The sequence below is a fragment of the Pseudomonas maumuensis genome, from assembly GCF_019139675.1.
GTDB classification, from domain to species: Bacteria; Pseudomonadota; Gammaproteobacteria; order Pseudomonadales; family Pseudomonadaceae; genus Aquipseudomonas; species Aquipseudomonas maumuensis.
Genome location: NZ_CP077077.1, coordinates 1,499,571 through 1,519,406, shown reverse-complemented (window position 1 = coordinate 1,519,406; position 19,836 = coordinate 1,499,571). Strand labels below are relative to the sequence as shown.

The 19,836-nt window shown below is 61.9% G+C and carries 19 protein-coding genes; 7 read left to right on the top strand and 12 right to left on the bottom strand.

Translation table 11 applies throughout. The features are described from left to right. Window positions 1-2 precede the first annotated feature (2 nt). Complete coding sequence (locus KSS90_RS07080) at window positions 3-572, top strand: LemA family protein (RefSeq protein WP_367616215.1); 570 nt, start codon at window positions 3-5, stop codon at window positions 570-572. A 27-nt stretch (window positions 573-599) separates the two neighbouring features. On the opposite strand, the gene KSS90_RS07075 is transcribed toward KSS90_RS07080, so the two are convergent. Next, on the bottom strand, window positions 600-1,739 hold the full coding sequence (locus tag KSS90_RS07075) for a TDT family transporter (RefSeq protein WP_217868769.1): 1,140 nt from the start codon (window positions 1,737-1,739) through the stop codon (window positions 600-602). Between the two features lie 172 nt (window positions 1,740-1,911). Between KSS90_RS07075 and KSS90_RS07070 the strand changes: the two genes are divergently transcribed. Beyond that, complete coding sequence (locus tag KSS90_RS07070; protein WP_217868768.1) at window positions 1,912-3,093, top strand: MFS transporter; 1,182 nt, start codon at window positions 1,912-1,914, stop codon at window positions 3,091-3,093. Window positions 3,094-3,202: 109 nt separating this feature from the next. After that, window positions 3,203-6,679, top strand: a complete 3,477-nt coding sequence (locus KSS90_RS07065; RefSeq protein ID WP_217868767.1) for a hybrid sensor histidine kinase/response regulator — start codon at window positions 3,203-3,205, stop codon at window positions 6,677-6,679. On the opposite strand, the gene KSS90_RS07060 is transcribed toward KSS90_RS07065, so the two are convergent. Then, the gene (locus KSS90_RS07060; RefSeq protein WP_217869751.1) at window positions 6,651-8,009 is read right to left on the bottom strand and encodes a DNA recombination protein RmuC; all 1,359 of its coding nucleotides are present in this window, start codon (window positions 8,007-8,009) and stop codon (window positions 6,651-6,653) included. The two genes, KSS90_RS07065 and KSS90_RS07060, sit on opposite strands and share 29 nt — an antisense overlap. Before the next feature lie 186 nt (window positions 8,010-8,195). Continuing rightward, window positions 8,196-8,615 (bottom strand): tetratricopeptide repeat protein, encoded by a 420-nt coding sequence (locus KSS90_RS07055; RefSeq protein ID WP_217868766.1) that lies wholly within the window; start codon window positions 8,613-8,615, stop codon window positions 8,196-8,198. Between the two features lie 939 nt (window positions 8,616-9,554). Between KSS90_RS07055 and KSS90_RS07050 the strand changes: the two genes are divergently transcribed. From KSS90_RS07050 to KSS90_RS07040, 3 genes are all read left to right on the top strand, one after another. Further along, on the top strand, window positions 9,555-9,779 hold the full coding sequence (locus tag KSS90_RS07050) for a hypothetical protein (RefSeq protein WP_217868765.1): 225 nt from the start codon (window positions 9,555-9,557) through the stop codon (window positions 9,777-9,779). Window positions 9,780-10,022: 243 nt separating this feature from the next. Then, on the top strand, window positions 10,023-10,505 hold the full coding sequence (locus KSS90_RS07045; protein ID WP_217868764.1) for a hypothetical protein: 483 nt from the start codon (window positions 10,023-10,025) through the stop codon (window positions 10,503-10,505). Window positions 10,506-10,649: 144 nt separating this feature from the next. Next, window positions 10,650-11,912, top strand: a complete 1,263-nt coding sequence (locus KSS90_RS07040) for an OmpP1/FadL family transporter (RefSeq protein ID WP_023632425.1) — start codon at window positions 10,650-10,652, stop codon at window positions 11,910-11,912. A gap of 179 nt (window positions 11,913-12,091) precedes the next feature. Here KSS90_RS07040 and KSS90_RS07035 read toward each other — a convergent pair whose 3' ends face one another. Then, entirely contained in the window at window positions 12,092-12,985 is an 894-nt protein-coding gene (locus tag KSS90_RS07035) for an RHS repeat-associated core domain-containing protein (protein WP_217868763.1), read from the bottom strand. Window positions 12,986-13,134: 149 nt separating this feature from the next. Next, entirely contained in the window at window positions 13,135-14,064 is a 930-nt protein-coding gene (locus KSS90_RS07030) for a LysR family transcriptional regulator (protein WP_217868762.1), read from the bottom strand. A 116-nt stretch (window positions 14,065-14,180) separates the two neighbouring features. Here KSS90_RS07030 and KSS90_RS07025 point away from each other — a divergent pair, with 116 nt between their 5' ends. After that, the gene (locus KSS90_RS07025; RefSeq protein ID WP_217868760.1) at window positions 14,181-14,438 is read left to right on the top strand and encodes a DUF2798 domain-containing protein; all 258 of its coding nucleotides are present in this window, start codon (window positions 14,181-14,183) and stop codon (window positions 14,436-14,438) included. 22 nt (window positions 14,439-14,460) lie between these two features. Here KSS90_RS07025 and KSS90_RS07020 read toward each other — a convergent pair whose 3' ends face one another. The 7 genes from KSS90_RS07020 to KSS90_RS06995 form a co-directional block, all read right to left on the bottom strand. Beyond that, window positions 14,461-15,246, bottom strand: coding sequence for an RHS repeat-associated core domain-containing protein (locus KSS90_RS07020; protein ID WP_225933140.1), 786 nt, complete (start codon window positions 15,244-15,246; stop codon window positions 14,461-14,463). 111 nt (window positions 15,247-15,357) lie between these two features. Next, window positions 15,358-15,909, bottom strand: coding sequence for a glutathione peroxidase (locus KSS90_RS07015; RefSeq protein ID WP_217868759.1), 552 nt, complete (start codon window positions 15,907-15,909; stop codon window positions 15,358-15,360). 46 nt (window positions 15,910-15,955) lie between these two features. Next, on the bottom strand, window positions 15,956-16,078 hold the full coding sequence (locus KSS90_RS25660; protein WP_263975092.1) for a hypothetical protein: 123 nt from the start codon (window positions 16,076-16,078) through the stop codon (window positions 15,956-15,958). Then, window positions 16,075-17,277, bottom strand: a complete 1,203-nt coding sequence (locus tag KSS90_RS07010; RefSeq protein ID WP_217868758.1) for an MFS transporter — start codon at window positions 17,275-17,277, stop codon at window positions 16,075-16,077. The genes KSS90_RS25660 and KSS90_RS07010 overlap by 4 nt, the downstream gene beginning before the upstream one ends. Before the next feature lie 64 nt (window positions 17,278-17,341). Beyond that, entirely contained in the window at window positions 17,342-17,746 is a 405-nt protein-coding gene (locus KSS90_RS07005) for a MarR family winged helix-turn-helix transcriptional regulator (protein WP_217868757.1), read from the bottom strand. A gap of 42 nt (window positions 17,747-17,788) precedes the next feature. Then, the gene (locus KSS90_RS07000; RefSeq protein ID WP_217868756.1) at window positions 17,789-18,979 is read right to left on the bottom strand and encodes a glycoside hydrolase family 5 protein; all 1,191 of its coding nucleotides are present in this window, start codon (window positions 18,977-18,979) and stop codon (window positions 17,789-17,791) included. Window positions 18,980-19,103: 124 nt separating this feature from the next. Next, a complete protein-coding gene (locus KSS90_RS06995) occupies window positions 19,104-19,835 on the bottom strand; it encodes an adenosylcobinamide-GDP ribazoletransferase (protein WP_217868755.1) in 732 nt (243 codons plus the stop codon). Window position 19,836 lies beyond the last annotated feature (1 nt).

Below are 19,836 nucleotides of genomic sequence, written 5' to 3'. Positions count from 1 at the left end.
CAGTGGATCTACCCACCATCATCGGCATTGCCGTCACGGCCTTGGTTTTAATGAGCATAATCGGACTGTATAACTCGATTATCGGTGGCCTCAACCGTGCACAGCGTGCCTGGGCCGACGTGCTGACCTACGAACGGCAAAAGAACAAGGTGCTCGACGGCCTGCAGCAACACGTGAACCATTACCAGGAATACGAACAGAGCCTGATGAGCGAGATCACACGCCTGCGTAGTGCCATTGCCGAATTGCCGAGCACGGCTAACGGCGACTCGCTGGTAAATGCAGAGAACGCCACCCGTTCGCTGCTCAATGGCATGCGAGTCGCCGTAGAGGCCTATCCCGATCTCAAGGCATCCGCAGTGCTGAACAATCTGATGCGGGAAATCGCCGAGCAACAGGAAAATGTCGGCGCGGCGATCGCTATCTTCAACGGTGAGGTGGAACGGTTCAACAATAGAATCCAGATGTTCCCGGGCTCGATGGTCAATGCTGTGCTGAACCGTCAATTGCCAATTGTCCCGTTCACCGATGCGCAAGCTGCAAGCGGCTTCTCCTACAGACCCAACCTCTAGCCCCTCCAGTGGCAGCATTGCCCGGCTTCACTGCCGGGCAATGCACGGCGACACGAACAGCTCGCCCCGCCATGCGCCGCTCAGGGTCCGACTGGCCACCAGCAGCCACAGCAGGGCCAGCGCCACCACCAGCACCTGACCGAACACCGTGAAGAAGCCCAAGCCCAGCCAGGCAGCCAGTTTCAACGTGGCCAGGCAGTACACCCCCAGCGGGAAGGTGAACCCCCACCAGCCCAAATTGAACGGCATGCCCTGGCGCATGTAACGCAGGGTGATCAGCACCGCCGTCAGCAACCACCACAACCCGGCACCCCACAGCACGATCCCGGCCACCAGCCCCAGTCCCCGGGCCACCTCGCCCAGGTTGCCCAAGCCATTGGCGGCGAACACTGCGGGGGCATCGCCACCGAGCACCAGCATGCCCAGCGCGCCGGTGCCGATCGGGCCCAGCGCCAGCCAGCTGGACGCGGCCATATTGGCTGGCGGCAGCTTATGCAGGGCCATGCGCAGCATGAGGATGGTGAGGATGCTGAACGCCACCGGCAGCGATACCGCCCACATCACATAGCTGGTGATCACCACCAGGAACTGCCGGTGCGCATCCACCAGGTGCGGCGCCAGCAGCCCGCCACTGGCGGCCGCGACTTCCGCCGCCACCACCGGCAGCAGCCACACCGCGGTCATCTGGTCGATGCTGTGCTCCTGGCGGGTGAACATCAGATAGGGAATGGCCACACCGCACAGCAACGCCAGACCCACATCCAGCCACCAGAGCATTTCGACCCACGGCACCACAGCCTCGCCCCAGCGCGACAGGCCGAACACCAAGGCGCCGTTAAGGATGGTAGCCAGGCCCATGGGGATGGTGCCGAAGAACATCGATACGGTGGAATGGGCGAAGATCCGCCGCGCCTCGTCGAAGAACATCACCCAACGAGCGCCATACAAGACACAGAACAGGGTGAACAGGCCAATGGTCAACCACCACAGGCCCTGGGCAACGGCGTCCAGGCCTGGCACCTGCACCTGATGCAGCGCCAGGGCCAGCACGCCGGTACCCATGGTCGCGGCGAACCAGTTGGGGGTGAACTGGCGAATCACTTCGCGGGGATGGGCCAGATGGCTCAACGGGCGCCATGAGGGGGCGCGGGTCTGGATGCATGGCATGGGATGTCTCCTGGCCTTGTGTAAGGTGGATTCATCTTATGCCTTCCAAGAATATCTATATAACGGGTAATTTCTCTATCTGTTATCTATTTTACAGATATAGCTAAAAGCACGGCCCTTGGAATATGCTTGGCGCGGTTTTCCTGATGACAAGAATGACAAGGACCTGTCGATGCTCACCACCCTCAAGCGCTACCCCAACCCGGTACGCCTGCTCCTGCTCACGACCTTCACCCTGACCATGGCCCGGGCAATCACCTTGCCCTACCTGGTGGTCTATCTGGCTGACAACTTCCAGCTGTCGGTCGGCCGTATCGGCCTGGTGATCGGCGGCGCGCTGATCGTCGCTTCGCTGCTGAGCCTGTACGGCGGCCACCTGGTCGACACCGTGCGCAACCACACCCTGGTGATCGCCAGCCTGCTGGTGTTCGCCCTGGCTTTTGTCGGCGCCATCGCCAGCCGCTCGGCGGCCCTGTTCTTCCTCTGCCTGGTGCTGATCAACCTGGCCCTGGCGCTGGTCGACATCGCCGCCAAGGCCGCCTTCTGCGCGCTGTTGCCGGTGGAGCAGCGCGCCGAGGTGTTCGCCATCAAGTACACCCTGAGCAACATCGCCTATGCCGTGGGGCCGATGCTCGGCGTGGCCCTGATCGAGCTGGACGGGCACCTGCCCTTCGTGGTGTCGGCGCTGATCGGGCTCGCCATGTGCCTGGCCTACCAGCGCCTGGGCATTCGCGACCTGCAGCTGCAGGACCGGCCGCAACCCGGCGCCGGCTTCGCCCAAGTGGCGTTGGGCCTGCTGCGTGACCGACGACTGGTGTGCTTCACCCTGGGCGGCGTGCTCAGCGCGGTGGTGTTCGGCCAGTTCACCGCCTACCTGTCGCAATACCTGGTGGTAACCCGCAACCCCGCCGAAGCGGCGCGACTGGTCGGCTACCTGGTAACCACCAACGCAGTGACGGTGATCGCCCTGCAGTACCTGATCGGCAAACGCATCGACCGGCGCCGGCTGATGCCCTGGCTGATGGCCGGCATGGGCCTGTTCATCGCCGGGCTGCTGGGCTTTTCCCTGGCCGATACGGCGCTGGCCTGGTGCCTGGCGATGCTGGTGTTCACCTTGGGCGAGATCATCGTGATTCCCGCCGAGTACATGTTCATCGACTTGATCGCCCCGGAGCATCTGCGCGGCATCTATTACGGCGCGCAGAACCTGGGCAACCTGGGCGCAGCACTAGGGCCGGTGCTGGTGGGCGCCGCGCTGGGGCACCTGGTGCCGGTGGCGGTGTTCTATCTGTTGATCGGGTCGGTGATACTGGCAAGTGTGTTCTATTGGCTGGGGACACGCCGACCTGATTGACGCCCTGCGACGTCCTGCCACTGCGACCATGGTCGGCGCTGACGAACCGCGCCCTGCGTGCCAGACTGATTGATCGGGACCGCGTTTCTATTTTTGCTCCGGAGTTTGCATGTCGTTGTCCAGCGGGCTGATCGCCGTGGTCGCCCTGGCCTACATGGCCATCATGTTCGCCATCGCCTTCTATGGCGACCGCCGCAGCACGCCGTTGCCGCCGCGCCTGCGCGCCTGGGTGTACAGCCTGTCGCTGGCGGTGTATTGCACCAGCTGGACCTTCTTCGGCGCGGTCGGCCAGGCCGCCGAGCAGCTCTGGGCGTTCCTGCCCATCTACCTGGGCCCGGTGCTGTTGCTCATCTTCGCACCCTGGGTGCTGCAGAAGATGGTGCTGATCAGCAAGCAGCAGAACATCACCTCGATCGCCGACTTCATCGCTGCCCGTTACGGCAAGTCGCAGAGCCTCGCGGTGGTGGTGGCGCTGATCTGCCTGGTTGGCGTGCTGCCGTACATCGCCCTCCAGCTCAAGGGCATCGTGCTGGGGGTGAACCTGCTGATCGGCGCCAACGCCGACGCCACCGGCAGCCGTGTGCAGGACACCGCGCTGGTGGTGTCGCTGGTGCTGGCGCTGTTCGCCATCGTCTTCGGCACCCGCAGCCTGGATGTCACCGAGCACCACCGCGGCATGGTCCTGGCAATCGCCTTCGAATCGCTGGTCAAGCTGCTGGCCTTCCTTGCCGTGGGCGCCTTTGTGGTGTTCAACCTGTACGACGGCTTCGACGACCTGTTCACCCAGGCCCGGCAATCCGTGCATCTGAACGACTACTGGGAAGAAACCATCAATTGGCCGTCGATGGTGGTGCAGACCGCCGTGGCGATGATGGCGATCATCTGCCTGCCGCGGCAATTCCACGTCACCGTGGTGGAGAACATCGAGCCCCAGGACATGCGCCTGGCGCGCTGGGTGTTCCCGCTATACCTGGCCCTGGCCGCACTGTTCGTGGTGCCCATCGCCCTGGCCGGGCAGATGCTGCTGCCGGGCACGGTGATCTCCGACTCGTTCGTGATCAGCCTGCCGCTGGCCGAGGCCCACCCGAGCCTGGCCCTGCTGGCCTTCATCGGCGGCGCCTCGGCGGCCACCGGTATGGTCATCGTCGAGGCCGTGGCGCTGTCGACCATGGTCTCCAACGACATGCTGCTGCCCTGGCTGCTGCGTCGCAACAACGCCGAGCGGCCGTTCGAGGTGTTCCGCCACTGGATGCTCTCGGTGCGCCGGGTGACCATCGTGGTGATCCTGCTGCTGGCCTACGTCAGCTACCGCCTGCTGGGCTCCACCGCGAGCCTGGCGACCATCGGCCAGATCGCCTTCGCCGCGGTCACCCAGCTGACCCCGGCCATGCTCGGCGCGCTGTACTGGAAACAGGCCAACCGCCGCGGCGTGTTCGCGGGCCTGGCCGCCGGTATCTTCCTGTGGTTCTACACCCTGGTCCTGCCGATCGCCGCCCATAGCCTGGGCTGGTCGCTGCAACTGTTCCCAGGCCTGGCCTGGCTGCACGGCAACCCGCTCAACCTGCCGATCACCCCGCTGACCCAAGGCGTGGTGCTATCGCTGGCGGGCAACTTCACCCTGTTCGTCTGGGTCTCGATCCTGTCGCGCACACGGGTCTCCGAGCACTGGCAGGCCGGACGCTTCATCGGCCAGCAGACCAACGCACGCCCCTCCAGCAAACCCTTGCTGGCGGTGCAGATCGACGACCTGCTCAAGCTCGCCGCGCGCTTCGTCGGTGAGGAGCGCGCCCGGCAAAGCTTCATCCGCTTCGCCTACCGCCAAGGCAAGGGCTTCAATCCCAACCAGAACGCCGACGGTGATTGGATCGAACACACCGAACGGCTGCTGGCCGGTGTGCTCGGCACCTCCTCGACCCGCGCCGTGGTCAAGGCCGCCATCGAGGGCCGCGACATGCAGCTCGAGGACGTGGTGCGCATCGCCGACGAAGCCAGCGAAGTGCTGCAGTTCAACCGGGCGCTGTTGCAGGGGGCCATCGAGAACATCAACCAGGGCATCAGCGTGGTCGACCAGAACCTGCACCTGGTGGCCTGGAACCGCCGCTACCTCGAACTGTTCAACTACCCCGACGGGCTGATCAGCGTCGGCCGACCGATCGCCGACATCATCCGCTACAACGCCGAACGCGGCCTGTGCGGCCCGGGCGAGGCCCAGGTGCATGTGGCGCGGCGCCTGCACTGGATGCGCCAGGGCCGCGCGCATTCCTCCGAGCGGCTGTTCCCCAATGGCCGGGTGATCGAACTGATCGGCAACCCGATGCCCGGCGGCGGCTTCGTCATGAGCTTCACCGACATCACCCCGTTCCGCGAAGCCGAGCAGGCTCTGCGCGACTCCAACGAGGGGCTGGAGCAGCGGGTCGCCGAGCGTACCCACGAGCTGTCGCAGCTGAACCAGGCACTCACCGAGGCCAAGAGCCGCGCCGAGGCGGTCAGCCAATCCAAGACCCGCTTCCTTGCCGCCGTCAGCCACGACCTGATGCAACCGCTCAACGCCGCCCGGCTGTTCTCCGCCGCCCTGTCGCAGCAGGCCGAAGGCATGAACGACGAAGCCCGGCAGCTGGTGCAGCACATGGACAGTTCACTGCGCTCGGCCGAAGAGCTGATCAGCGACCTACTCGACATCTCGCGCCTTGAGAACGGCAAGGTCACCCCCGACATCAAGCCCTTCGCCCTCAACGAGCTGTTCGATACCCTCGGCACCGAGTTCAAGGTACTGGCCGCCGAAAAAGGCCTGGAGTTCCGCCTGCGCGGCAGCCGCCTGCGCGTCGACAGCGACATGAAGCTGCTGCGCCGGGTGCTGCAGAACTTCCTCACCAACGCCCTGCGCTACGGCAAAGGCCCGATCCTGCTCGGCGCCCGACACAAGGGTGAAAACCTGTGGCTTGAAGTGTGGGACCGCGGCCCAGGCATCGCCGACGACAAGCTGGCGGTGATCTTCCAGGAGTTCAAGCGCCTGGACAGCCACCAGACCCGCGCCGAGAAAGGCCTGGGGCTGGGCCTGGCGATCGCCGATGGTTTGTGCCGGGTGCTCGGGCACGCACTGGAGGTACGGTCCTGGCCGGGCAAGGGCAGCGTGTTCCGCGTCAGCGTGCCCATCGCCCGCAGCCCCGCGCCCGCGACGCCCGCCCCCGTGGAACAGGCCGGCCAGCCACTGGCCGGGCTGCAGGTGCTGTGCGTGGACAACGAAGACAGCATCCTCATCGGCATGAACAGCCTGCTCAGCCGCTGGGGCTGCCAGGTGTGGACCGCGCGCAACCAGGCCGAATGCGAAGCCCTGCTCGGCAAGGGCCTGCGCCCACACCTGGCGTTGGTGGACTACCACCTGGATGACGGCGAGACCGGCACCGGGCTGATGGGTTGGCTACGGGCGCGTCTGGGCGAGCCGGTGCCTGGTGTGGTGATCAGCGCCGACGGGCGCAACGAGACCATCGCCATGGTTCATGCCGCGGGCCTGGACTACCTGGCCAAGCCGGTTAAACCGGCAGCCTTGCGCGCCTTGCTCAATCGGCATCTGAGCCTGGTTCAGTAAGTGCCTCGTCGGTCAGGGCGCGCTCGATCAGCTCCGCCGGCAGGCTTTTGCTGGCCCGCGCGCCGAGCAGCTTGAGCTGCTCGCTGCGGCTGACCAGGTTGCCGCGTCCCTCGCACAACTTGTTGCGTGCCGCGGCGTAGGCCTTGTCGACCTGGGCCAGACGCGTACCGAGCTCGTCCAGGTCCTGGATGAACAGCACGAACTTGTCGTACAGCCAACCGGCGCGCTCGGCGATCTCGCGGGCGTTCTGCCCCTGGCGCTCCTGCTTCCACAGGCTGTCAATCACCCGCAGGGTGGCCAATAGGGTCGTCGGGCTGACGATCACGATCTGTCGGTCGAAAGCTTCCTGGAACAGGTTCGGTTCGGCCTGCAGTGCGGCCGAGAAGGCCGCCTCGATGGGCACGAACAACAGCACGAAATCCAGGCTGTGCAGGCCTTCGAGGCGGTTGTAATCCTTGCTCGAAAGGCCCTTGACGTGGTTGCGCAGCGATTGCACGTGTTGCTTGAGCGCCGCCTCGTCGTTGTTGCCGACGAATTGCTGGTAGGCGGTAAGGCTGACCTTGGCATCGACCACCACCTGCTTGTCGCCCGGCAGCATGATCAGCACATCGGGTTGGAAGCGCTCGCCATCAGCGCTCTTGAGGCTGACCTGGGTCTGGTACTCACGGCCCTTCTCCAGGCCCGCATGCTCCAGCACCCGCTCCAGGATCAATTCGCCCCAGTTGCCCTGGGTCTTCTGGCCCTTCAGTGCCTGGGTGAGGTTGGTGGCTTCGTCGGACAGGCGCAGGTTGAGTTGCTGTAGCCGTTCGAGTTCCTTGCCCAGGGAGAACCGCTCGCGGGCTTCCTGCTGGTAGCTTTCCTCGACACGCTTCTCGAAGGCCTGGATGCGCTCCTTGAGCGGGTCGAGCAATTGCCCCAGGTGCTGCTGGCTGGTCTGGGCGAAGCGTTGTTCGCGCTCATCGAAGATCTTGGTGGCCAGGTCGGCGAACTGGGCGCGCAGGGTGTCGCGGGCTTCCTGCAAGTCTTCCAGGCGTTGCTGGTGGCTTTCCTGCTGCTCGCGCAACTCGGCCTCCAGCCGTGCGGCCTGCGCCTCCAGGCGGCGCAGCTCGGCCTCGCGATTGGCGCGTTCGAGGTGCCAGGCGTGGGCGGCGTCGCGGCTGTTGTCGCGGTCGATCTGCAGCAACTCCAGCTCACGGCCCTGGGCGGCCAGTTGGGTCTGCTTGACGGTATTGGCCTCGCTGAGGTCGCTGATTTCGTCACGACTGGCCTCCAGCTGCGCCTGCAGTCCGGCCTGGGCCAGCTGCGCGGCGGTAAGGCGCTCTGCAAGCAGCGCTTGTTCGGCCTTGCGCGCACCTTGCCCGCGCTGAACCTGCATGACCCAGCCCAGGCAAGGCACGGCACCTGCCACCAAGCCCAGCAGAATGCTGGTCAGATCCACTGTCATGCCTACCCCGATCGAACGCTGATTGATGCTGCGCAGCTTATCAGGCTGCTGGCGCGCTTGCCTGTACGGCCATTAGCCGGGGAACCATTGGCGCAACAAGCGCCGCGCCTCCTGCGAGCCCTGCCCCGCCGCCAGCTCCAGCCAAAAACGCGCCTGTTCAGGTGCCTGGGCCTGGCACAGCCGGCCATATTCCAGCTGAGCTCGGCGATCACCGGCGCGGGCCGCCTGGCGCAACAGTTCATGACCGATGCGTCGGTCGCGGGCATTGCCACAGTCACGGCAGAGCATCTGCCCCAAGCGGCTTTGGGCTACCACCACGCCCTGGCGCGCCGGTTGCTTGAGCATGCGTCCGGCCAGGTGCTTGACACTGGGCTTGTCGCCCAGATGGGGACTATCGAGCAGCCACAGGGCCACTTTCAGGGAAAAGCGCTTGGGGGAAGGCAGCGATGGCGAGGCATCAGGACTGGCGAGGTGTTTACCGCGAAGCTTCATGACCAACAGCAAGGGAGACTCGAGAGGCGCGCCACTCTACTCCTTTTTTCAGCGACTGGCCCGGGCGACTTTCGGTGGATCGACAAATTCTTTCCCTGTTTTTTTCTTGACGTTTTCCCAGGGAAAATGCCCATGCCAGCCTAGGCCACCGATTGTCGGACAATCGATGAAACGGCTGGCACGCCCGTCCTAGAGCAAGCGCCCGGGACAATCCACAGAACCTGTGGATAACTCGGTGGACAACCCCTTGAGGCAGCCCTCAAACCCCTGTGAAATGGGGCTTTCGGTCAAACTGTCGATTTTTTCACCAGCAAAATTTAGTGTTTTTTTTCATTGACTTAAGCCCTAAGTCAAGTCATTGGCGAGCCTTCCACAGGATGTTGCAAGAGCGTTACAAGTCTCCGGGCGAGTGTGTACAACTGCACCATCAAACAGCACGCTGCGCACGAAAACGGTACATCAAGACGATTCCCGGGGCATTTCCCCCTCTTCACAGCAGGTGCAATAGGCGACATAATGGTCGGCTTCCCGCAAGAAAATAAAAGCTTGCCAACCCTTGAATGTTCGCGTAGGGTTGCGCCCCGTTAGTACCCAGCTGAAGTCATTCTGGCCACTTTGTCCCTACAGCCCGGCGCTCAAGACGAGCAGGCGCTGCCCCATCGGGACCGGCCCATTCGATGATTCACTCGGCAAACCCTTGCCCAGCACGAATCACGTTTTCAGATTGATCAGGATCTTCCCCGACGCCCAGAACCCTGGTGTCGGTGTGCTGCCTGCCTTCTGTCGTACCTACCAGTCAGCCCAGCGCCACTTATTGCATGCGCCTCTCTGGCTGCCCTGTTCCAGTCAGGTTCTGCGTCTCCTTAATAAAGACGTCACTGGAACGTTTCTATTGTGCACGGATCAAACACCGTGTCTTACGCAGGAACATCCAACAATATGAGTAACCATCAACAGATCCAGGCTGCCTTTGGCACCCTTTCCCAGGCCTTCGCCCCACTGAAGTGCCTTATCGTTGCCCCGCGCAAGGGCAGCTTCAGCTTTACCTTGGTGGACGAGCATGGCATCGCCTGCCACAGCGAGCGTCTCTACCCGGAACAATACAACCGGGCCGAGCCGCTGCAGGCCGTGATCGAGCGTGCGCGCCAGTCGTTGACCGCATGAATGAATGGCGAGTAATTCACGCCCTGAATACATCATGCATGCGCCAGCCTGAAGGTAATTGGCTTAATCGCCAGCGGGCATATACGCCGCGCCTTCAGGCTGCAAACGATTTAAAAACAGCCCTTTACAGCACAGTTATCACACTACACTTCAACTCGAGCGGCAACTGCCGCTTCCGGCGGGCCTGACCACTCACCAGCTGCCAAGCTCCAGTGCCCGTCGGCCCTTTCAGCAGAGGGCATCATGGGCATCGCTGCGAACGAGTTGAGCCAATACGTAATCCGACCGACCCTGATCTACCTGGGCCGCCACTGCGACAGCGCAGAAGCTTTGTTACTGGGCATTGCCGCAAGCCAGTCGGGATTGGGGTCTGCCCTGCATGACCGACGCGGCCACGGGCTTTACCGAATCGGTGAGAATCGTCACCGTTGTTTGTGGGACGAATACCTCGCCCGCGACCCCGAACTGGCCAGCCTTGTCCGCGGCCTGGCCAGCCAGCATGCCTTCCTCGGCGGCCCGCACCTCGAACTGACCGTCAACCTGCGCTACGCCACCGCCATCGCCTGGATGCTGATCGAAGAGCAGGCCATACCGTTACCAGCCGCCGATGACCTGTTGGGCCTGGCGCGGATCTGGCGACAGACCTTCCACCCCCAGGGACGCCTGCGGGATTTCACTCAAGCCTGGCACCATTGCATCGAGCCGATGCTCACCCAAGCCTCCTGAACAGCCACGCCCCACAACTGAAAAAAATGGAATTTTGGTCGGATTGTCCTACAAAACCGCTCTATCTCCTGCGTTCTAGCCTATAGCGCAGCGCGGGATTTATTGGTAGCTTTCCGCCTCGGAGATCCCAAGGAGTTTCTAATAATGAAAAAAGTATTGCTCAAAACCTCTCTCGGTATTGCCGTTGCCTTCGCTTCCAGCCACTTGCTCGCCAGCGGTTTCGCGCTGAACGAACAAAGTGTCAGCGGCATGGGAACAGGTTTTGCGGGGCGTTCTTCTTCTGCCGATGATGCCAGCACGGTTTACGGAAACCCGGCAGGTATGTCACGCCTCAAGCGTCAGGAAGTAACCGTGGGCGGCGCAGCCATTTTCGCCAAGTCCGATATCTCGGGCCGTGGCAGCAACCTCGGGGGAGAAACCGACGGTGACATGGTTCCTACCGTCGGTGTGCCGATGGGCTTCTACGTCAAGCCGATCGATGACCATTGGGCTGTCGGTTTCGGCGTGTATGTGCCCTTCGGTCTGGTGACCGACTACGGCAGCGGCGATGCCGCCCGCTACTGGGGCAAGAAGAGCCACGTCGAAGTGGTGACCTTCCAGCCCACCATCAGCTATGCGTTCAACGACAAAGTGTCGATCGGCTTCGGTCCAACCATCAACAAGATCAAAGGTGAGCTCGGTTCGAATATCATCAACCGCTTCACCCCTGGCCGTAACGATGGCGAAGTGAAGATCAAGGGCGACGACACCGCAGTCGGCTACAACATCGGTATCCTGGTTCAGGCCACCGACCGCACTCGCCTCGGTCTGACCTACCACTCGATGGTGGACTACAAGCTCGAAGGCAATACCAAGGTCAACAGCGCCCTGATCGGCCCATTCAGCGGCAGCAAGTTCGATGCCGAGCTGAAGATCAAGACACCCGAATCGGTGGACTTCTCGGTCACTCATGAACTCGACGACCAATGGACCCTGTACGCCGGCACCACCTTCACCCGTTGGAGCCGCCTGAAGGACATCACTGTCGACAACGAAGTACCTGCGGCGCTGCGCGCTCAGTTCGGCACTATCACCGAAGAGCAGAACTGGCATGACACCTGGGCCGGCGCCGTTGGTGCGGCCTACAAGGTGAACAAGCAGTGGACACTGCGCACCGGTTTCTCGGTCGATCAGTCGCCAACCAACAACCAGGACCGTTCGCCACGCATCCCCACTGGCGATCGCAAGATCTTCAGCCTGGGTGCCGGCTGGAGCCCGAACGACGACATGACCATCGACGTGGCCTACTCCTACCTGTGGGAGGAAGACACCAAGGTCAACCTGGCAAGCCCGACCAAAGGTACTTACCAGGCGAAATACGAAAACAGCGCCCACGGCGTGGGTGCTTCGCTGACCTACCGCTTCTAAGTGCTACCCGCTGCATGAAAAAACCGCCCTCGTGGCGGTTTTTTCATGCCTGCACGGGCCAATCCATGAGCATGCACTTCACCTTACACCCCAACGAGCGTGCGCTGATGCCGCAAGATCGTCACCCGGCCCCCGGCGTTTGGACGAACACTTCGATTTTGAACGTCTCCGAAACGAACTCAATTGCTGCTACGCACTAGCGTACTCACCTCACTATTCCCATCTACAGCTTTCGAAGATCTACCACCTTTATTAAGTTCGTTCATTTCGAAACTATCGCCCGACTGCCCGCTACTAGCACTTGGCTTAGACCAAGACATGTGAGCAGCAACGCTGCTACTCGCAACTTGCGCACCGAAAACAAGACCGGAACCAATCCCGTATGAAATTTGTTTATCCACACTCATTGGAACATTCCCACTTACGCCCATTGACAATTCTATCCCTGCCATTACGGCGGCACCGGCATTAACGCTTGCTGCGATAAAATTAGCCTTCGCTGCCTTGGGGTTATAGAACATCTGTTTAAGCCCAACCAATGTATGACCAACGGCTGCACTTGCCGACCCATACATCCAGGCTTCTGTAAGACCAGGTAGCCACGAGGGATCTACCGTCAAAATTTCAGCAGACGAGTTGTAAGCTCGCGTCAAGATTGGGGAGGTAGAATTATAAGTTATCCTCGACCCATTTACGCCAAGACTAGAATTATCAGAAAATCCTCGAACTGACCCTTTACTTGGTGTCCAGTTAAGTGGAAGTTTTACCCTACCACTGCGGTCCTGATAGTTGATCGGATCTCCAGCACAATAGGCATATGCATTTATGCCGCCCTTCGCGAACGGGCTCAACACATCGGGAGATAAGAAACGCATCAAGCAAGGGTCGTAACTTCGATACCCATTACCCAAGTGATAAAAACCCGTCGATGCTTCACGCGCCTGACCACAATACGCCAGCCGTGGGCCAGTGGCTGCTGGCAATGCACCATAAGGCGGGTAGCTTCGAGCAGCACCTGCCGACGCCAGAACTGAATGTTGCTGGTCACATAGTGTTAGATTTTGCATCGCCATGATGCTCTCCGCGAAAGTGTGATCTTTCAGCAAGCGTGCATCACTCAGGCGCCGGAGGTAACTGGCAAAAATATCAGGTCAGTCCACCTTTCGCTCCACGCAGGCCCTACTACACCGCTGCAGGAAAAGCCGCCCTCCTGGCGGTTTTTTCATGGCTGCACGCGCCATTGTTCGCCCAGGCACTGTTGCAGGTACTCCATGAACACACGCACCTTGGTCGTCAGCGCAAAGCGGTCGGCCAGGCACAGGTAGACATCCATCGGCTCGGTCTGGGCATAGGCCTGGCCACTGGCACTGAATTCGAACAAGGGCATCAGCCGGCCTGCATCGAGGTGCGGACGCACGACGAACTCCGCCAGTCGGGTAATACCGCCGTCATTCAGTGCCATTTGGGTCAACGCATCGATATCGTCACTGATCAGCACCCGGCCAAATCGAGCCTCGAAACGCAGCCCATCGCGCATGAACCCCCAGGGCAGGAAACGCCCATCCACCGGATAGCGGAACACCAGGCAACTGTGATCGTGCAGGCTTTCCGGCGTAGTGGGCCGGCCAGCGCGCGCCAGGTAGCCAGGCGATGCGCAGCAGATAAATGGAATACGGGCGATATGCCGGGCCAGCAGGTGGTCTTCCAACTGCGGGGTGATGCGCAGGCTGACATCCACATCTTCGAGGGCGTGATTGACCTTGCGATCAGCCATCACCAACTCTATCGAAAGCAATGGGTAACGGGCGCTGAATGCCGGGATCAACGGCGCCAGTACATGCCGACCGAAGGCCGAGGTCGAGGCGATGCACAAACGCCCCTGGGGCTCGCTGTCCGGCGTGGTGACCGCCTGCTCGGCCTGGACAAGATCGCGATCGATATGCCGCACACGCTCGTAGTACAGACTGCCAGGCGGTGTCAGGGCCATGTTGCGGGTAGTACGAGTCAGCAGCCGTACCTGCAGATGTGTCTCGAGCCGCGCCAGGTTCTGGCTCACGGCCGCTGGAGTGAGTCCCAGGCTGCGGGCTCCACCAGCGATGCTGCCAGCCTCGACGACCTTGATGAAACTGCGGATGGCGTTGAGTAGGTCCATGGGATGCCTGGCTGATTCGTAAGTTTCTCTTTATAAAGAACTCACCAATCAAGGTCTACAGCACCTCGCCCCCCCGTTGCTAACCTGCGCCTCCACCCCATCGCTCAGGAAGTACCATGACTGGATTCTCTTCCCCGCGCCGCCGACGCAAGCTGCACCGGAGCACAGCGCCCTATGTTTTTGCTTTCTACATGTCGGCCATCATGGCGTTGCTGATGTGCCTTGTGATCACGGCCGCTAACGGCGGAATTGATGAAAATTATCTGAAGAATGTCATCAAGGCCTACCAGCTTGCGATGCCAGTAGGATTCGTCTGTGTTTTGATTGTACGCCCAATGGTCATTCACCTAGTAACACTGACCGTCAGTTCATAATAACTGAGGCCCTCCGTGGCATTTAAACAGGCAAGTCGTCCCCGGTTCGTAGCACACGAAGCTCTTCAAAAGCAGAGGGATGAACCTTGTCGGGCTTCCACTCATCAGTGAAGCGCAGAAGCCTAACCGATGCGTACGCATCTGCAGCGGTGGACAGTGCTCCAAGTGAAAGCTGGAGCACGTTGTATTTCATGTTCTGCTGCAACTCGTCAAGTGAACTCATCTGGTAAGGTTTGTAATAACCACGATACGTGTCATATAGGCTGATGAAACCTTCCGAGTTACCCATGGGTGACCCGCCTGCCATGGCATGTGCCGAGAGCACAGTATTAAGGGCGCCTAGCACGACCGCCCCCGCCAGCGTAGACCAGTCACCTAAATCGGCAGCGTTCTTTGTTCCCGAGGCCTCCCACATATGCGCTGCCGCTTCGATATGTTTCAGCTGAACGGCTGTTTTCCCCATACCAAAAGCTTGAAGTAACCGGGTAACAGTACTTTTACTACGCCCTTCAGGATCCCGGTAATTGATTGGATCATTGCTGCAATAGGCGTAGGTATTGATCCCCCCCGCTCCGAATGGACTCAAGTTGTCGGGGGAGTGAAAACGCATCAGAGCTGGACTGTAAGTGCGGTGACCATTACCCAAGTGATAATTACCCGCTAGCCCATCCCGCGGCTCGCCACAATAGGCCAGTCTTGCCCCCAGAACCGTCGATAATCCGCCATAGGCTGTATAGCTGCGAGGTGTTTCAGCCGCCATCAGAACCGACTGTTGACGGTCACACATCGCGAGATGGTTGATTGCCATGTGTCCTCCGGGCAAGCGCGATCTTTCAGCAAGATTGCGCCATTTCGACTCCGGAGATAACTGGTAAAAATATCAGATCAGCCGACCTGCACCCACTCTGGACCTATTGGCTCAAGGCTGCGAAGCAATCGCCTTGTCGATCGCCGCCCTGAACGCCGGATCATCCGGCTTGGTCAGGCTGGAGAAATTGCCGATCACCCTGCCCTTGCGATCCACCACGTACTTGTAGAAATTCCACTTGGGCGCGCTGCTCTGCCGGGCCAGCTCGACAAACATCGGGATAGCATCCTTGCCACGGACAGCTTGGGTCTTGGTCATGGTGAAGGTCACACCATAGTTGGCGTAACAGACCTTGGCGGTCTTCTCGCTGTCGGCGTCTTCCTGCTTGAAGTCGTTGGACGGTACGCCGAGCATTTCCAGGCCCTGTTCGCGGTAATCCTTGTAGGTCGCCTCGAGCCCCTCGAACTGCGGAGCGAAGCCGCAATAGCTGGCGGTGTTGATCACCACCAGCGGTTTGCCGGCAAAGCGCTGGCACAGGTCGATCTGTTCCTTGCCGCGCAGCTCCGGCAGGCTGCCCTGGAGCAGCGCCGGGCAATCCGCCGCCCAGCTCGAGGTGGCGGCGGCCAGGGTCAGCATGGGTATCGTCAGCCAGCGTGCATGCATGGTGTTGGTCTCCTGCACATGATTCCTTGAATGTGCAGGGTAGCGCCTAACACAGGCTCATGCCCAACTGCATCAACGCCAAACCGCCCTTGTGCCAGCCCCACCACACCAGCCCCAGCACCAACAGTGCCACAACCAGCAGCAGGCCGCGCCCGAGCAGGCGGTTCATGCGGCCTGGGCCTGCAGGCGGGCGACCGGCCGCTCGCGCACCGGCCAGTTGAGCGCCGCAGCCAGCAGGCTGAGCAGGATCGAGATCTGCCACACCAGGTCGTAGCTGCCGGTCTGGTCATACACCACCCCACCCAGCCAGCCCCCAAGGAAGGCGCCCAGCTGGTGGAACAGGAACACGATGCCACCGAGCATCGACAGGTTGCGCACGCCGAACAGCGTGGCCACGGTGCCATTGGTCAGCGGCACCGTGGACAGCCACAGCAGGCCCATGGCGATGCCGAACAGGTAGGCGCTGAACTGGGTTACCGGCGCCCAGAGGAAGAGCACGATGACCACGGCGCGCAGCAGGTACAGGCCGGTCAGCAGGCGCGGCTTGGACATGCGCCCGCCCAACCAGCCCGCGGTGTAGGTACCGACGATATTGAACAGGCCGACCAGCGCCAGCACGGTGGTGCCTGTGGTTGCCGGCAGGTGCTGGTCGACCAGATAGGCCGGCAGATGCACGCCGATGAACACCACCTGGAAACCGCAGACGAAAAAGCCCAGCGCCAACAACCAGAAGCCGGAATGCGCGCACGCTTCACGCAATGCCTGGCCGAGGGTCTGCTCGGCGCCATGGCTGGGTAGCGGGCGGTCGCGCAGCATGCCCACGAACGGCACGATCAAGGCCACCAGCAGGCCCAGCACCAGCAAGGCTGCCGACCAGCCCAGCCACTGGATCAGGCCCAGGGTGCCGGGGAGCATGGCGAACTGACCGAAGGAGCCGGCGGCGCTGGCGATGCCCATGGCCATGCTGCGCTTCTCCGCCGGCACGGCGCGGCCGACCACGCCGAGAATCACCGAGAACGAAGTACCGGACAAACCGATACCAATCAGCAGGCCGGCACTGAGCGACAGCGACCAAGCCGAGTCGGCCGATGCCATCATCAACAGACCCACCGCGTAGAGGATGCCGCCGATGATCACCACCTTGGCGGCCCCCAGGCGATCGGCCAAGGCCCCGGTGAACGGTTGCGCCAGGCCCCAGATCAGGTTCTGCAGAGCGATGGCGAAGGCGAATACCTCACGGCCCCAACCGAAATCGGCGCTCATCGGCGCCAGGAACAGGCCGAAACCATGCCGCACCCCCAGCGACAGCGCGAGGATCAGCGCCGCCCCCAGAAGTACCCAACCGCTGCTCCGCCAAAGGGAAGTCATTGTCGTTGTCTCCAGCCCATCGCAAGGTTGATGCGGGTATATACCCGCTTTTAATCGTCGTGTATCAGGCAAGTTGTTCCAGCAAACGTACCAACTCATCGCGCCGCCCCTCACCCAGGCGCTCCACCAATTGCGTCTGGGCTTGTTGCCAGGCCGGGTAAGCCGCATCCAGACATGCCCTGCCCGCCTCGCTCAACAAGACCACGCGGTTGCGCTGGTCGTCGCCGTCGGCCAGGCATACCAGACCATCGGCCTCGAGCACCTTGAGGTTGCGACCCAAGGTGCTGCGCTCCAGGCCCATGGCCTCGGCCAGGCAGGTGATACTGGGCCGATCGAGGCGCTGTACATGACGCAGCAGGGAAAATTGGGCGACATTGATGCCGAAGCCGGCAAGGGCCTCGTCGTAATGCCGGCTCACCCCACGGGCAGCGCGACGCAGATGGGTACAGATGCATTCACTGGTCAGCATGGATACGTGTATATACCCGCATCAAAGACGTTGCAAGACATTTCAGGGGCTGATGCCAGGCTGCAGACGACGGCGAATCGGCTCGAACTCAACCGTGGCCTTGCGCGGCAACGGGTCGGACGCGCCGTTGTCGATCGCCTGCCAGTACGCCCACGGCACCTTGGCCGAACCCAGTTCATAGTCCATGCCATCCCAGCTGTCTTCACGGAAGCTATAGAAGGCCCAATGCGCCTGTTGGCGGTCAAGCACGGTGAGCACGTCTTCCAGGTACTGCCGGCATCCAGGCAGGCGACGCATGCAACCGAACTCGCCGACCACCAACCGCGAGCGCGGAAGCTTGATGGCATCGGCCCAATCCACTGGTTGCTGCAAGTAGTTAGCGACCCGTTCGGCATCCCATTGGCGGGACCGCCCGGCGAACGGCACAGGCCCCGGGTAGGCATATGGCTGCTGACGGGCAAGGTTCGGCGCGCTGGTGGCGGCATAGGGTTCGTACATATGCACGCTGTACAGCACGCGCTCGTCCTGCAACACCCCGGGCCAGTAGCCGAAGGCGTCGGCGGCGGCGTACCAGCCAGCATCGAGCATGACCGGCGTCTTGCCATCGACTTCACGGATCGCTGCCACCAGTTGCCGGTAGAGCGCCGGCAAGTCACGCGATCCGCCTTGCTCGCGGGCGTACCACTGCTTCATAATGGCGAGTTCGGCATGTTCGGCCATACCCCCCTGCTTCTCGGGCGCCGGCTCGTTGATGAGGTTGTAGGCAGCGATGGCTGGGTGACCCTTGAGCGCCTGGGCGACGTCACGCCAGAAACGGGCGGACTGTGCCCAGAAGCGCTTGTCTTGCCACAAACGGTCGTCGAATCGGTTCTCGTTGTTCTGCGCCCAGCGCATGCCGGGTAGCGACAGTGGTGTGATCACCACCTTGAGGCCGGCGGCGTGGGCGCGGTCGAGCACCTCGACCAGTTGCTTCAGATCGGCGGCGACCAGGCCCTGGTAGTCATCGACGTTGCCCAGCAGGAAGTCGCGTTCAGCCGGCCGCCATTTGTCGTACGACAGCCGTACCCAGCTGGCGCCGTAACCCTTCAGGGCATCGAAGTAGGCTTGGTCCGGGGGCAGGCGGTTGAAGCTGTTACCGCCATGGCGAGGGGTATCCCAGAAATCGATCAGGTCGGCGGCGTTGGCGGGTATACCGGCAAGGGCAATCAAACCGGCGAGGATCCAGTGCTGCATGCGGAGCATTCCTGCTGAATGGCGAGCGAACGAGGATAGAGGAAGTGCTTGCTAAGGGCTTCCGTTTTTCCCGCAGGACGCTTCGGGCGTTGCAGTCAACAACCAGGGAACACTCCTACGCCATCTACTGCAACGCCAGGCCAAGTACCACCACCAGTTCCAGCAACTCGAGCAGCGCCCCGGCGGTATCACCGGTAGTTCCACCCAGGCGTTTGCACATCAGGTGTCGCAACCAGGCGAACACCGCCATCGTCAGCACTAACACCCACAGCACCGGCCAGCCGCCCAGCGTCACGCAGAAAGCCGCGCTGCCCAGCAACACCCAGGCGGTAGCGCGCCGCGGCAGATGCTCGGCCAATGCCGACCCGAGCCCGCCGGGACGTACATAGGGCGTACCGAGGAACAGCCCAAGCATCGCCGCGCGCCCCACCACCGGCGCCAGCAGCAGCAGGCCGCCGACACCCCGCTCGACCAGCACCCACAGCGCACAGAACTTGAGCAGCAGCACCAGCACCAGGGTGACCACGGCTATCGGCCCGCTACGCGGGTCCTTCATGATCTGCAAGGTGCGCTCGCGGTCGCCAAAACCGCCCAGCCAGGCATCGGCGCTATCGGCCAGGCCATCGAGGTGCAGCGCGCCACTGAGCAATACCCATAGCGCCAACAGCAAGGCCGCGTGCAGGGGAGCCGCCACGCCATGCAGCAGCTGGCTGGCCAGCCACAGCAACAGACCGAATAGCAGCCCCACCACGGGATAGAACAGCAGCGAACGCCCCATTTCCTGTGGCGCCGGCATGCCCGGCAAGCGCACCGGCAGGCTGCTGAGAAACTGCAGGGCAATCCAGAACGGCAGCATC